Below are 14,586 nucleotides of genomic sequence, written 5' to 3' on the forward strand. Positions count from 1 at the left end.
CCACGCTTTGTAAACCCTTTTGGCGCGGGAAATGCCTGCGCCCTTTTCGACTGACAAAAACACTGACAAGGATGCAACCATGACGTTAAAGAAATTTGGCGTGAGTGCACTCACCGTAGCGATGCTGAGCCTAACAGGCAGCGCGTTAGCCGCAGACGCAGGAAGCGTGATTTCCACTCAGGCAGGCACGAATAAAGCCGCTCAAGCCTCTCAAAACAAAATCGATGGCTACGCGGATAGCACCGACACCATGCTCGCCGAATACAAGGCCATTATGCGCCAAGTAGACAGCATGAAAGTCTACAACGAGCAGATCAATCGCATGGTGCAATCGCAGCAAGGCGAACTGGATTCATTAGATCGCCAAATCGCGCAGATTGACCAAACCGCGATGGAAGTCGTACCACTGACTTTAAAAATGATTGATGCGCTCGACGAAATCGTCACGCTCGATCTGCCATTCCAAACCAAAGAACGCAACAAACGAATCAACGAACTACGCGAGCTGATGGATCGCGCAGACGTCACCACCTCGGAAAAATTCCGCAAAGTGATGGAAGCGTACCAAATCGAAGAAGGCTTCTCTCGTTCTATCGAATCTTACAAAGCCAGCTTAGATCGCAATGGTGAAGTGGTGACTTACGACTTCCTGCGCATCGGTCGTACCGCGTTGCTCTACCAATCTCCAGACGGCGTTGAAACCGGTATGTGGAACCAGCAAACCCGCCAATGGGAAGCGCTGCCTGAAAGCTACCGTATTGCCGTACAGCAAGGGATTCGTATCGCGAAGAAACAAGCGCCACCGGCTCTGATCAAATTGCCAGTGTTTGCTGGGGAGGAATAATCATGAAAGGATTCAAAACCATCGCAGCCGCACTACTGGCTAGCCTGTTTATGGTCTCAGGCGCGCAAGCGGAAGCACCAAAGTCACTCAACGAACTGCTCAAAAACGTCAAATCGGAAAGTATCGTTGAGTCAAAAGAAAACAAAGCGCGTGAGCAAGAATTTCTTGCCGACCGCAACAAACAAGCAGAGCTACTCAAGCAGGCGAAAGCCCAACTCAAAGCCGAGACAGCGCTGGGTGAGCAACTGAAAGCCACCTTTGACGACAACGACAAAAAGCTGACCGAACTGACCGAAACATTGCGCCAACGTTCAGGCACTTTGGGCGAAATGTTTGGTGTGGTTCGTCAGTATGCTGGGGAATTCAAAGGCCTATTCAACGCCTCACAGAACGCAGTTCAGTTCCCACAACGTGACGCTTTGCTCACCAAACTGGCCGAGAGCAAAGAACTGCCTTCCACCGAAGAACTGGAGTCGTTCTGGCACACCGTGCTGCAACAGATCATTGTTTCAGGGGAAACCTCAACCACACCCGCTACCGTGGTTTACGGCGAAGGTAAAGAAGCCGTACGTGACGTCACCTTAGTGGGTGAATTTAACGCCATCGCTGATGGTAAATACGTTACCTACGTACCTCAAACCGGCAAGTTCGAAGAGTTGTCTCGTCAACCTCGTGCCAATATCACACGTCACGTAGCGGGATTTGAATCCACCTCTTCAAGCTATGAGCCGCTATTTATTGACCCTTCTCGCGGCGTCATTTTGTCTCTACTGGTACAAAGCCCGACCGTAAAAGAGCGCATCGACCAAGGTGGTATCGTGGGTTACGTGATTCTCGCTATGGGTGCATTAGGCGCATTGATTGCCCTATTCTGTTACCTACGCTTACTGGTGATCGGCGGCAAAATGCGTAAGCAAGCCAAATCCGATGCGGTGATTGAAGGCAACCCTCTGGGTGAAGTGATTCAAGCGTATCAAGATCACAAAGGCGACAACTTGGAAGATCTAGAAGCGAAACTGGATGAAATCATTCTACGCAACGCGCCTAAGATCGAGCGATTCATTGTCTCCATTAAACTGTTTGCTTCCGTTGCACCACTACTGGGCCTTTTGGGTACGGTAATGGGGATGATCGGTACCTTCCAAGCGATCACTCTCTTTGGTACTGGCGACCCGAAACTGATGGCTGGCGGTATCTCTGAAGCGCTGGTGACCACCATGCTTGGTCTGGTTGTGGCAATCCCACTGCTGTTCTTCTACACCTTAGTGCACAGTAAAGGCCGTCGTTTAGTGCAAACCCTTGAAGAGCAAAGCGCAGGCTTTATTGCTCGCTACCAGGAAAAACTGCACACAGCCGAACGCTAAGGAGGCGCTATGTGGTGGTTAATTGAAGAGTTAGAGTCCATCAGACGATTCCTTGGCATGGGTGGCGACGTACTGGTCGCGATCTTTGTCCTCAGCTTCATGCTGTGGGTCGTACTGTTGGAACGCTGGTTCTACTTTATTGCCGTCGCTCCTCGTGCCATGAAGCAAGCCGTTGCCACTTGGACTGAGCGCTCGGAACACACCAGCTGGAACGCCAAAATGATCAGGCAGGAGATCATCTCCCGTCAGGATATCGAGAATAAAAAGGGGTTACCGATCGTCAAAGTGTTGATCGCCCTCTGTCCACTGCTTGGCCTTTTAGGCACCGTGGTGGGCATGATTCAAGTATTCGATATTTTGGCCATCGTCGGAACAGGAAGCCCTCGCGCCATGGCGTCAGGGATCTCAAAGGCAACCATTCCAACACTTGCAGGAATGGTGGCATCGCTATCAGGGTTGTTCTTTAGCACCCGACTGGATCACTTAGCGAAAGTCACCACTCGTAAACTGGAAGATAAGTTGAAGCATATTGCCTAATACCAATTACAGAGCGGTCGCCTTTTCTCTCTATCGCTCTGGCTGATTTGGTATCAATAAATGGAATTAGAGGTATAGGTCATGAAAAGACGCTATAGCAGTGACAGTAATGATGAAATGGCCATTGATATGACCCCGATGCTCGACATCGTTTTCATCATGTTGATCTTCTTTATTGTAACAACGTCATTTGTAAAAGAAGCGGGTATCGATGTGAATCGCCCTAGTGCCAACTCGGCGCAAACCGTCGCCAAAGGTAACATCATGGTCGCGGTTGGCGCGGCGGGCGATGTCTGGATCGATAAGCGACGCGTCGAAGTCGATGCGGTCCGAGCCAACGTTGAACGCCTGCGTGCAGAAAGCCCAGATGGTGCAGTGGTCATCCAAGCGGATGAAGAAGCGAATGCTGGTGTGGTTGTAAAAGTGATGGACCAGATACGCATGGCTGGTGTAGCCAATATCTCCATCGCCGCGACCAACAAGGATTAAGCTTATGCGTTATCTGGCCTCAATTGCACTGGCGCTCGTTGTCTCCCTCGGATTGTTCTGGGGGATGGACAAGCTGGTAAATAAAGAGCGCCACGAACTGGCATCGAACGATGATCTGCGCATGGTGGATTTCATTCGAGTCAAACCCGAAGAAAAAGTACAGGAGAAAAAACGCGAGCTACCCAAACCGCCACCACCGAAACGTCCACCACCACCGCCGGAGATGAAGATCACCTCCACAGTAAAACCGGTGATGGAACAGATCCCAATGGACATGCCTAAGCTGGATCTGCCCGTCAACATTACTGGTGGTTCCGTTCTTGGTCATTATTCCCAAGGTGGCGGGGCGCAAGTAGCCGGCACTGGTGGGCCGATGCCATTAGCGACTTTCCAGCCGCAAATGCCGCGTAAAGCCGCCAAGGCGGGATTGGAAAAAGGCTTGGTTGTTCTCGAGTTCACCGTCAACGAGCGTGGCGGGGTGGAAGACATTAAAGTTCTCAAAGAGGAACCTCGCCGCATGGATTTGGGTAAAGAAGCACGGAAAACCGTGTCTAAGTGGACCTTTAAACCCAAGATGGTCGATGGCAAACCTGTCAGCTCTCGCATGGCTCAGGAAATTGAGTTCTCGGTAAACTAAGGAGTCAAACATGATGAAATCATTCAAAAATGTCCTGGCTTCCCTCACCTTGATTGCTGGTGTGATACTCACACCAGCGCAAGCGAAAGAAGCTCCGGAACTGTCTGACCGTACCTTCCGTACTGTGAATAAGGTGCAGGAACTGATCGCAACAGAGAAATACTCTGCGGCATTGGAAAAGCTCTCTGACGCGCTGGAAGGCACCACCAAAAAATATGATCGCGCGGTACTGCTGCAACAAACGGGCTTTTTGTACTCCCTCAAAGAGGATTACAAAAATGCGGCAAAATACTTCGCAGAGTCGTTAAAACTGGAGGCTTTGCCTGTTCCTGTGGCTCAGCAAGTGCGTTATAGCTTGGCCCAATTGTACCTTTCTGAAGAAAAGTACAAACAGTCGGTAGAGACGATGAAAACCTGGTTTGAAATCGCCAAAACCACCGATGAAAAGCCTCAAGCCCATGCGTACATCACCCTAGCCAGTGCCTACGTTCAGATGGATGATTACAAAAACGCGATTGCGCCTACCAAGCAAGCCATCGCAATGAGTAAGAATCCAAGTGAATCCTGGTATCTGCTGTTGATGGCATCGCACTACGAGCTCAAGCAACTGAAAGAAGTGGTGGGCGTTTTACAAATACTCACCACAAAATACCCAGAGAAAAAACGGTATTGGATGCAGTTGTCGGGAACCTATATGGAACTCAACCAAGAGCGCAATGCCCTTTCCGCACTCGAAATGGCTTACAAAATGAGGCTACTTGATGAAGAGAAAGAGTTTCTTCGCTTGGTGAATTTCTTAGCGTACCAAAACATTCCATACCGAGCGGCGAAAACGCTGCAAACAGAACTGGATAACGGCAATATCACGCGAAATCAGGACAATTTAGAGCGTTTAGCCAGTTTTTGGCAACAAGCAAAGGAACTGGATAAAGCGATCGACACTTATCAACAAGCGTATGCTTTGGCCCCTAGTGCCAAAAGCCAAATTCGCATCGCGCGTTTGATGCTTCAAGATAAGCAGTTTGATAAAGCCACTGAGTTTACTGGCACGCCAGCGGCCGATGCCAAGTTAGATCAAAAAGCAGAGTTGGAATACGTTCGTGGCCTTGCTTACTTTGAACTGAAAGATTCTCAGCGTGCGTTACGCTCAATGCAAAGTGCTGCTCAGTCAGAAAAAATGCGCCAAGTGGTTAGCCCTTGGATCACATATCTGGCGGGTCAAGGATAACCAAACGTCTGAATTGTTAGTAATTCTGGCATCTGGTTAAGTGTGAGTCAGTCGCACGTGTCTGGGGAAGCTTGTCTTCCCCTTTTTTCGTCTACACCACTGGCAAATCGTGTTCATTTTGGAGACAACTTCAACTGGCAACCACCCTCAGTTCGTGATACTCTTCGCCTCCATTTTTCTGGCCGAAAAGTCATCAACTGGTGAACTTTCGCTGGTCAGTGCTATCTTTTAGTAGCAGATATTCCCTATCCGCTCTCAATCCAAACCAAACGTGGACTAAAACAGATGGGCAAAGGTACTCTTTACATCGTCTCTGCTCCAAGCGGTGCAGGCAAATCCAGCTTAATCTCCGCGATGCTGGAGAAAAACCCGACTTACGCAATGAAAGTGTCGGTCTCTCACACCACACGTGGCATGCGCCCAGGTGAACAAGATGGCGTGCACTACCACTTTGTCGAGAAAGAGCATTTTGAAGATCTGATTACCAAAGGTGAGTTTCTGGAATACGCAGAAGTGTTTGGTAACTACTACGGCACCTCACGTGTTTGGATTGAAAACACCCTAGATAAAGGCATTGATGTTTTTCTCGATATCGATTGGCAAGGCGCTCGTCAAATTCGTGAGCAAATGCCACATGCCAAGAGCATCTTTATCTTACCACCATCTAATGGTGAACTTGAGCGTCGTCTTAATACGCGCGGTCAAGACAGCGAAGCGGTGATCGCCAAGCGCATGGCAGAAGCGAAATCCGAAATCTCGCACTACAACGAATACGATTACGTGATCATCAATGATGATTTCGATACTGCTTTAATGGACTTTAAGGCCATTATCCGAGCAGAAAGATTGAAGCAAGACAAACAAGCTGCTAAATATAGCGGTATGCTTGACGCGCTTTTAGCGGAATAAGACCCCAGAAAGCATTCTGTGGCACTAATAATACAACTCAAGGTACCTCAAGCTAGACACTGAGAACTGAGAGCCTGTATACTTTCTCGTCATTCAAAAAAATTTAGTTAACTAATTTGGAGTTCTCATGGCACGCGTAACTGTTCAAGACGCTGTTGAAAAAGTTGGCAACCGTTTCGACTTGGTTCTGATTGCGGCTCGCCGCGCTCGTCAAATGCAAACTGGCGGCAAAGATTCATTAGTGCCGGAAGAGAATGATAAGCCAACTGTTATCGCACTTCGCGAAATTGAAGAAGGCCTTATCACTAAAGATGTACTTGATGCACGTGAGCGTCAAGAGCAACAAGAACAAGAAGCAGCTGAGTTAGCGGCCGTTAGCAGCATCGCTCGCAACCGTTAATACGCCTTAAAACACAACATCCCGGGCCCATAATTTGTATCTATTCGATAGCCTCAAAGACGTTGCCCAAGAATACCTTACAGAGCCTCAACTTGAGGCTCTGCGTCAATCTTATGTGGTAGCGCGAGATGCCCACGAAGGGCAAACCCGCTCAAGCGGCGAACCGTATATCATCCACCCAGTCGCAGTAGCGCGCATTCTGGCCGACATGCGCTTGGATGTTGAAACTCTACAAGCAGCTTTACTCCATGATGTCATTGAAGATTGTGACGTCAGCAAAGAAGATCTCGAAGCACAATTTGGCCACACGGTGGCAGAGTTAGTCGATGGGGTTTCCAAGCTAGATAAACTCAAGTTTCGCGATCGCAAAGAAGCACAAGCGGAAAACTTCCGCAAAATGGTGCTGGCGATGGTGCAAGATATTCGCGTTATCCTGATCAAATTGGCCGACCGTACTCATAACATGCGTACCTTGGGCGCACTTCGCCCAGACAAAAAACGCCGAATTGCCCGCGAAACACTCGAAATCTATTCACCTTTGGCTCATCGCCTTGGTATCCACAATATTAAAACCGAATTGGAAGAGCTCGGCTTTGAAGCCCTCTATCCCAATCGCTACCGCGTGTTAAAGGAAGTCGTTCGATCTGCACGTGGTAACCGCAAAGAGATGATCCAACGTATCCACAGTGAAATTGAAGGCCGCTTGCAAGAAGTGGGTTTGAAAGCTCGCGTAGTCGGTCGTGAAAAGAATCTTTTTTCCATCTACAACAAGATGAAAACCAAAGAGCAACGTTTTCACACCATCATGGATATTTACGCGTTTCGTGTCGTGGTCGATACCGCCGACACTTGCTATCGCGTACTCGGCCAGGTACACAGCTTGTACAAGCCTCGCCCTGGTCGTATGAAAGATTACATCGCGGTCCCTAAAGCCAACGGCTACCAATCGCTGCATACCTCGATGGTCGGCCCTCATGGCGTTCCGGTCGAAGTGCAAATCCGCACCGAAGACATGGACCAAATGGCGGACAAAGGGGTCGCGGCACATTGGTCTTATAAGGGCAATGGCGAACGCACTGGCACCACAGCGCAAGTGAAGGCGCAGCGCTGGATGCAAAGTTTGCTGGAACTTCAGCAGAGCGCAGGTAACTCCTTCGAATTCATCGAGAACGTTAAGTCGGATCTCTTCCCGGATGAGATTTACGTCTTCACACCGAAAGGCCGCATTGTTGAACTGCCTGTCGGGGCGACGGCGGTGGATTTTGCCTATGCCGTGCATACCGATGTCGGTAATACCTGTGTTGGTGCACGTGTCGATCGCAATCCATACCCGCTGAGCAAAGCGCTGAAAAATGGTCAAACCATTGAGATCATCAGTGCACCAGGTGCCCGTCCTAACGCAGCTTGGCTCAACTATGTGGTGACTTCTCGTGCACGAACTAAGATTCGCCAAGTGCTGAAAACCATGCGTCGTGAAGAGTCGATTACCCTTGGTCGCCGCTTGTTGAATCATGCGCTCGGTGAGCACTCACTTGCCGACATCAGCACAGAAAATCTCAACCATGTCTTGAGCGATCTCAAAATCCAATCTTTGGATGATCTGCTTGCAGCCATCGGTTTGGGTGAGCGTATGAGCATCGTGATTGCGCGTCGTTTATTAGGCGATGCAGACGAGCTCACGGAACTGCGTTCAAACGACAGCAAGAACAAGAAGAAACTACCAATTCGTGGCTCAGAAGGGTTACTGCTCACGTTTGCCAACTGTTGTCATCCGATCCCAGATGATCACATCATTGCCCATGTGTCACCGGGCAGAGGCTTGGTGGTTCACCGTGAGACCTGTCCAAACGTACGTGGCTACCAACGCGAGCCCGACAAGTACATGGCGGTGGCATGGTCAGACGATTACGATCAAGAGTTCATCGCGGAACTTAAAGTCGACATGCTTAACCATCAAGGTGCTTTGGCAGAGCTGACTAACGTGATTTCCAAAACGGGTTCAAACATCCATGGCCTGTCGACTGAAGAGCGTGATGGCCGTTTGTATACCGTAACGGTGCTACTGACCACCAAAGATCGTGTGCATCTTGCAGGCATCATGAAGAAGATTCGCGTCATGCCATCTTGTTCACGCGTGCGTCGTCGCAAGAACTGATCACCGCATTCGATCGCTTTTCATCGCCCTTGAAATCAAGGTTTCAAGGGCTTTTTATTTTTATCAGAAAGCCAAATTCAAAATGTTATGAATGAAGAACGTTATCAGAGAATCCAACAAGTTTTAAAAGCACGTCAAACCGATCTCACCTTGTGCCTTGAAGAAGTGCATAAACCCAATAATGTGTCAGCGATGATCCGCACTGCCGATGCCACGGGATTGCACAAAGTGCATGCCGTGTGGCCCACCGAGCGAATGAAGACATTGAAAAACACCTCTGCTGGTGCAAGAAACTGGGTGGAAGTGGATACGCATGATTCCATCGCAGACGCCGTGAGCGCCTTAAAAGCACAAGGCATGCAAGTGTTGGTAACCAACCTCTCTGATAGCGCCGTCGATTTTCGCCAAATCGATTACACCCAACCGACCGCGATCATTTTGGGCAGCGAAAAGATTGGCGTTTCCGAGCAAGCCAAAACGCTGGCCGATCAAGATATCATTATTCCTATGGTGGGCATGGTGCAATCTCTCAACGTTTCGGTCGCGTGCGCGGTGATTCTGTATGAAGCGCAGCGCCAACGTGAAGCCGCAGGTATGTACCAAAACGACGAAAGCTCGATTGATGCCGAAACCATCAACCGTATTTTGTTTGAGCGCGGTCACCCGGTGCTGGCCAAGGTCGCCAAACGAAAAGGGCTCGCTTACCCACCACTGGATGATGCCGGACAAATTGTTGCGGATCCTGACTGGTGGGCAGACATGCAAAAGAAATAGTCGTTTTCTAGTTTTCTAGTTTTCTAGTTTTCTAGTTTTCTAGTTTTCTAGAGCCTATTTTTCCTGTACAAAAACACAGCTTAATGGTTAACATAACGCTATGTTTATCATTGTCTTGAGGCCAATATGTCTGCCCAACTGTTATCTGCTGTCCCCCTCACGTCCCTCAGCGGGGTCGGTGCTAAGGTGGCTGAAAAGCTGGAGAAAATTGGCCTAAGCAGCGTGCAAGATCTGCTGTTTCACTTGCCACTTCGTTACGAAGACCGTACCCGCATCTACCCGATTGCCAAATTGCATGCTGGATTGTGGGCCGCTGTGCAGGGTAATGTGATGCAAGTGGATACCTTGTTTGGTAAACGCAAGATGTTAACGGTAAAACTCAGCGACGGGAATGGCACCATCACGCTGCGTTTTTTCAACTTTACCGCGGCAATGAAAAACAATTTTGCCGAAGGTAAGTTAGTACACGCTTACGGCGAAATTAAGCGCGGCAATATGGGGCTGGAGATCGTTCACCCAGACTACAAGTTTTTCGCCCCAACGCAGAAGCCCGATGTGGAACAGAGCTTAACGCCTGTTTATCCTACCACCGATGGCTTAAGGCAAATCACGCTGCGTAACCTCACAGACCAAGCCCTCGCCCTGCTCGATAAAGCCGCGGTTCAAGAGTTACTGCCTGCCGGGTTGTATGACCAACAACTGACCATGGGGCAAGCGCTGCACATTATCCATCGTCCTTCGCCGGAGATGAATCTGGAACTGTTCGATGAAGGAAAGCACCCAGCCCAAATCCGCTTAATTATGGAAGAGTTGTTGGCTCAGAACTTATCCATGCTCGCCGTGCGCAGCAAAGGTCAGCAAGATGTCGCGTTGCCACTGCCCCCCGTCCACCAGCTTAAACAACAGCTGTTAGCCCAGCTGCCTTTTTCACCGACCAATGCCCAAGCGCGGGTGGTGCAAGAGATTGAAGAAGATTTGCAAAAAGCGCATCCGATGATGCGTTTGGTGCAAGGGGATGTCGGTTCGGGCAAAACCTTAGTGGCAGCATTGGCGGCGGTACGCGCTATCGAACATGGCTACCAAGTGGCGCTGATGGCGCCCACCGAACTGCTGGCCGAGCAGCACGCGATCAACTTCGCTAATTGGTTTGAAAAAATGGGCATCCCCGTTGGCTGGCTAGCAGGCAAGCTCAAAGGCAAGACCAAAGAAGCCGAGTTAGCCCGCATTGCCAGTGGCGAAGCGAAAATGGTGGTTGGGACGCATGCGCTGTTCCAAGAACACGTGGTGTTTGACCATCTTGCGCTTGTGATCATTGATGAACAACATCGCTTTGGCGTACATCAACGCTTGGAGCTGCGTGAAAAAGGCGCCAAACAAGGTGCTTACCCACACCAACTGATAATGACTGCCACTCCGATCCCTCGCACATTGGCCATGACCGCCTATGCCGATTTGGAAACGTCGGTGATCGACGAGTTACCGCCGGGGCGAACCCCGATCCAAACCGTCGCGATTCCCGATACCAAACGCGAAGACATTGTCGAGCGCATTCGTCATGCCTGCCTCAATGAGGGCAAGCAGGCGTATTGGGTCTGTACCTTGATTGATGAATCGGAAGTATTGGAAGCCCAAGCGGCAGCAGAAACCGCCGAAGAGCTGCAACGTAAATTGCCTGATGTGCGCATTGGTTTGGTGCACGGCCGAATGAAACCGGCTGAAAAACAAGCGGTGATGCAAGCGTTCAAAAACAATGAATTGCATCTTTTGGTGGCCACCACAGTGATCGAAGTCGGTGTCGATGTGCCCAACGCCAGCTTAATGATCATCGAAAACCCCGAGCGCTTGGGTCTCGCACAATTGCACCAGTTGCGCGGTCGCGTCGGTCGAGGCTCAGTAGCAAGCCACTGCGTATTGCTCTATCACGCTCCGCTGTCCAAAACAGCGCAAAAGCGCCTCTCGGTGCTACGCGAAAGTAACGATGGTTTCGTCATTGCCCAACGCGATCTTGAAATCCGCGGGCCGGGTGAACTGCTTGGCACCAAACAGACTGGCTTGGCGGATTTCAAAATTGCCGATCTCGTCCGCGATCAGCGCCTGATTCCCGAAGTTCAGCGCGCCGCACGCTACATTCACCACAATTACCCACAAAATGCCGCCGCGATTATTGAACGCTGGTTGGGCGAACGTGATATTTATTCTAAGGCGTGATCCACGCCTTTCATTGACCACTCTCTTCGCTCCCTGTCGAATCAATCATCCTGTTTAGTCAACAGAAAATAGCAAACGATTGCTTTTTAGAATAATCGCCCTATAATGCCGCACAAATTGTGAGGATGACTTTTCTCACCTTCCCAACCAGAGCGGATTTCTGAGTAACAGCAATCACAGATGATGACATCCGTTCACCTTGGCCTCCCATTCAGCGAGCGCTAAGTCTGCGTACAACAATTAGGAAAATACCATGACAACGCCGAACCCGACGCGTAAAACGGACCTGATCTATCAACTCAATGATCGTCCACCTTTGCCGCAAACTTTGTTTGCTGCCCTGCAGCACTTGCTGGCGATGTTTGTCGCTGTGATCACCCCATCTTTGATTATTTGCCAAGCCCTTGGCGTGTCTGCCGAACAAACCAACACCATCATCAGCATGTCGCTGTTTGCTTCGGGCATTTCTTCCTTTATTCAAATCCGTACTTTTGGCCCGATTGGTTCTGGGCTTCTGTCCGTACAAGGCACCAGTTTTAACTTCTTAGGTCCGATTATCGGTGCTGGTTTGGCGCTGAAGGCAGGCGGCGCCAGCGTTGAGAGCATGATGGCGGCGATTTTTGGCACCATTTTAGTTGCCTCGTTTGCAGAGATTCTCCTTTCGCGCGTGTTGGAATACGCGCGTCGCATCATTACTCCATTGGTTTCTGGCATCGTTGTGACCTTAATTGGTTTGACCCTGATTCAAGTCGGTTTGGTATCGATGGGCGGCGGCTACGCAGCACTGGGCGATGGCACTTTTGGCAGCCTCGATAAGTTGGCGCTGGCGGGAACCGTACTGGGCCTGATTGTGTTACTCAATCGCGCCAAGAACCCTTACGTACGCGTGGCGTCGATTGTGATTGCCATGTTGGTGGGCTATGTCATGGCCTACTTCATGGGCATGGTAGACACTCGCCAAGCCAGCAGAAGTAGCGCACTGGTTGCCTTGCCAATCCCGATGCAGTTTGGTCTGAGTTTCGACTGGTCGCTGTTTATTCCACTGGTCCTGATTTTCCTCATCACCGCGCTGGAAGCGATTGGTGATATTACCGCCACCTCGGAAGTGTCTGGCGAACCAGTCAAAGGCCCGGTGTACATGAAACGGATCAAAGGCGGCGTATTGGCCGACGGTCTTAACTCGGCAATCGCGGCGGTATTCAATAGTTTCCCAAACTCCACTTTCAGCCAAAACAACGGCGTGATCTTGCTAACGGGTGTCGCAAGCCGCTACGTCGGTTACTTCATCGCCGGCATGTTGGTACTGCTTGGGCTGTTCCCTGGCGTAGCTGGTTTTGTTCAGTTGATTCCGGAACCGGTTTTAGGCGGTGCAACCGTCGTGATGTTCGGCACCATCGCCGCTGCAGGTGTGCGCATCATTTCTCGTGTTGACCTCGATCGCCGTGCCATTCTCATCATGGCACTGTCGTTCTCGATGGGTTTAGGCATTGCGCAGAAACCGGAGATTTTGCAGTTTATGCCTGAGTTCATTAAGAGCATTTTCTCTTCCGGCGTTGCTGCTGGTGGCATTACCGCGATTGTGCTTAACCTTCTTCTGCCTGAAAAGCTTCAGGACGAAGAAGAGGAAAAGGCGCACGAGCCCGCAACTGTAAAGCGCTAATCTACACAAAGAAAAAGGGTTGCCGACTGTGGCAACCCTTTTTTAACCCAATGACCCTTCCTAAATAAGGTTACGACTAACGTTCGCTGGTCGGAAAGCTCAGCTGTACTTTGAGCCCACCTTCACTGCGGTTGTTCACCACCACCGAGCCGTGATGCTGGCTGACAATACGTTTGACAATGGCCAGCCCTAAGCCTGTTCCTTCGCTACCACGAGCCGTATCGCCACGGGTGAAAGGTTCAAACAACTTCGCCACTTGTGATTTTTCAATCCCTGGGCCGTTATCTTCCACACACACCCACACCAACTTGCTGTCTGCGGTCATCCCCGTGCTGATTTTCACCCATCCATTACCGTAACGCAGTGCATTGACCACTAAGTTGCTCACGGCACGCTTAATCGCAATCGGGCTGCCAAAAGCGGTGCGAATCGAAGGCTGAAAGGCGGTCTCAATCTGCACTTCGTAACCCCCTTCGGAGCTCGCTACATCCCCAGAAATACCATTGATGTCGACCTCGGTGAAACTTTGCGTATTCACTGGTTTGAGGTAGTCCATAAACTGGCTGATGATCTCATTACACTCTTCAGTATCACTGATGATCCCTTCCGCTAAATAGCTGTCTTCTGGTGACATCATTTCAGTCGCAAGGCGAATTCGTGTTAACGGCGTTCTTAAATCATGGCTAATACCCGCCATCAACAACGCGCGGTCAGCTTCCAACTCTTGAATGCCGCGAGACATTTGATTGAACGCGCGCGTCACTGCACGGATCTCTGTAGCCCCTTTTTCTGGCAGCGGTGGCGGGATTTCCCCTCGACCGACTTCCTTAGCGGCTTTTTCCAGTGCGATGAGTGGTCGGTTTTGCAGACGGATAAACAGCCAACCGCCAGCGATGATCAACAGCGCCACAATCAAACTATTGCGAAACAGTGGAGCGAAATCTTCTTCTTGCAGTTCAGAGAGCGGAATGCGGATCAGCGAACCCGGCAAGGCGTCAATTTGCATCCACAAAATGTAGCTTTCACTGCCCAACAGCAGACGCACTTCGGTTGGCGAACCAAGCTCATGAGTCATCTCTTCACTCATCAGATCGATGGTCATTGCATGCTCAAACTCTTTGGCTTGCTCACTGTCGGCCGCGTGCACCGTCACGCCCAGTTGCTCCAGAACCTGCCGACGCAACGGCGCATCCGCCATCAGCGCGCTATCATCATCGAGCACCAAGTTCAGCTCATGGGCAAGGATTTTGTTGAACTGCTGCAAACTCGGCAATAGCGCGTAGTTGAACACCGCGTAATAGGAGAACACCTGACTGGCGAGCAGCAACGTAATGAAGATAAAGATCGATTGGGTAAAGGAACTACGAAAACGCATCAAAGA

At 50.3% G+C, this 14,586-nt stretch carries 13 protein-coding genes; 12 read left to right on the forward strand and 1 reads right to left on the reverse strand.

Translation table 11 applies throughout. The annotated features are described in order from the left end of the window. The first annotated feature begins 79 nt into the window (after nucleotides 1–79). The 12 genes from AOT11_RS06085 (at nucleotide 80) to AOT11_RS06140 (ending at nucleotide 13,205) form a co-directional block, all read left to right on the forward strand. Nucleotides 80–844 carry a DUF3450 domain-containing protein gene (locus AOT11_RS06085; protein ID WP_026050274.1) on the forward strand — a complete coding sequence of 255 codons (765 nt, stop codon included), beginning with the start codon at nucleotides 80–82 and terminating at the stop codon, nucleotides 842–844. Between the two features lie 2 nt (nucleotides 845–846). After that, entirely contained in the window at nucleotides 847–2,208 is a 1,362-nt protein-coding gene (locus AOT11_RS06090; RefSeq protein WP_017420481.1) for a MotA/TolQ/ExbB proton channel family protein, read from the forward strand. 9 nt (nucleotides 2,209–2,217) lie between these two features. Beyond that, the gene (locus tag AOT11_RS06095; protein ID WP_017420482.1) at nucleotides 2,218–2,745 is read left to right on the forward strand and encodes a MotA/TolQ/ExbB proton channel family protein; all 528 of its coding nucleotides are present in this window, start codon (nucleotides 2,218–2,220) and stop codon (nucleotides 2,743–2,745) included. An 81-nt stretch (nucleotides 2,746–2,826) separates the two neighbouring features. Continuing rightward, entirely contained in the window at nucleotides 2,827–3,234 is a 408-nt protein-coding gene (locus AOT11_RS06100) for an ExbD/TolR family protein (RefSeq protein ID WP_011078915.1), read from the forward strand. Between the two features lie 4 nt (nucleotides 3,235–3,238). Then, a complete protein-coding gene (locus tag AOT11_RS06105; protein ID WP_011149230.1) occupies nucleotides 3,239–3,871 on the forward strand; it encodes an energy transducer TonB in 633 nt (210 codons plus the stop codon). A 10-nt stretch (nucleotides 3,872–3,881) separates the two neighbouring features. Beyond that, nucleotides 3,882–5,099: a tetratricopeptide repeat protein gene (locus AOT11_RS06110; RefSeq protein ID WP_017420483.1), complete on the forward strand. Its 1,218-nt coding sequence runs from the start codon at nucleotides 3,882–3,884 to the stop codon at nucleotides 5,097–5,099. 285 nt (nucleotides 5,100–5,384) lie between these two features. Then, complete coding sequence (gene gmk, locus AOT11_RS06115; RefSeq protein WP_011078918.1) at nucleotides 5,385–6,008, forward strand: guanylate kinase; 624 nt, start codon at nucleotides 5,385–5,387, stop codon at nucleotides 6,006–6,008. Nucleotides 6,009–6,135: 127 nt separating this feature from the next. After that, nucleotides 6,136–6,408: a DNA-directed RNA polymerase subunit omega gene (gene rpoZ / locus AOT11_RS06120; RefSeq protein ID WP_017420484.1), complete on the forward strand. Its 273-nt coding sequence runs from the start codon at nucleotides 6,136–6,138 to the stop codon at nucleotides 6,406–6,408. Nucleotides 6,409–6,442: 34 nt separating this feature from the next. Continuing rightward, the gene (gene spoT / locus AOT11_RS06125; protein WP_017420485.1) at nucleotides 6,443–8,563 is read left to right on the forward strand and encodes a bifunctional GTP diphosphokinase/guanosine-3',5'-bis pyrophosphate 3'-pyrophosphohydrolase; all 2,121 of its coding nucleotides are present in this window, start codon (nucleotides 6,443–6,445) and stop codon (nucleotides 8,561–8,563) included. Nucleotides 8,564–8,650: 87 nt separating this feature from the next. Further along, entirely contained in the window at nucleotides 8,651–9,337 is a 687-nt protein-coding gene (gene trmH, locus AOT11_RS06130; protein WP_017420486.1) for a tRNA (guanosine(18)-2'-O)-methyltransferase TrmH, read from the forward strand. Between the two features lie 126 nt (nucleotides 9,338–9,463). Beyond that, a complete protein-coding gene (gene recG, locus AOT11_RS06135) occupies nucleotides 9,464–11,545 on the forward strand; it encodes an ATP-dependent DNA helicase RecG (RefSeq protein WP_017420487.1) in 2,082 nt (693 codons plus the stop codon). Between the two features lie 253 nt (nucleotides 11,546–11,798). Further along, on the forward strand, nucleotides 11,799–13,205 hold the full coding sequence (locus AOT11_RS06140) for a uracil-xanthine permease family protein (protein ID WP_017420488.1): 1,407 nt from the start codon (nucleotides 11,799–11,801) through the stop codon (nucleotides 13,203–13,205). Nucleotides 13,206–13,281: 76 nt separating this feature from the next. Here the strand turns inward: AOT11_RS06140 and envZ are convergent, their stop codons facing one another. Beyond that, nucleotides 13,282–14,580, reverse strand: a complete 1,299-nt coding sequence (envZ, locus tag AOT11_RS06145; RefSeq protein ID WP_017420489.1) for a two-component system sensor histidine kinase EnvZ — start codon at nucleotides 14,578–14,580, stop codon at nucleotides 13,282–13,284. Nucleotides 14,581–14,586 lie beyond the last annotated feature (6 nt).

Source organism: Vibrio vulnificus NBRC 15645 = ATCC 27562 (assembly GCF_002224265.1).
Lineage (GTDB): Bacteria > Pseudomonadota > Gammaproteobacteria > Enterobacterales > Vibrionaceae > Vibrio > Vibrio vulnificus.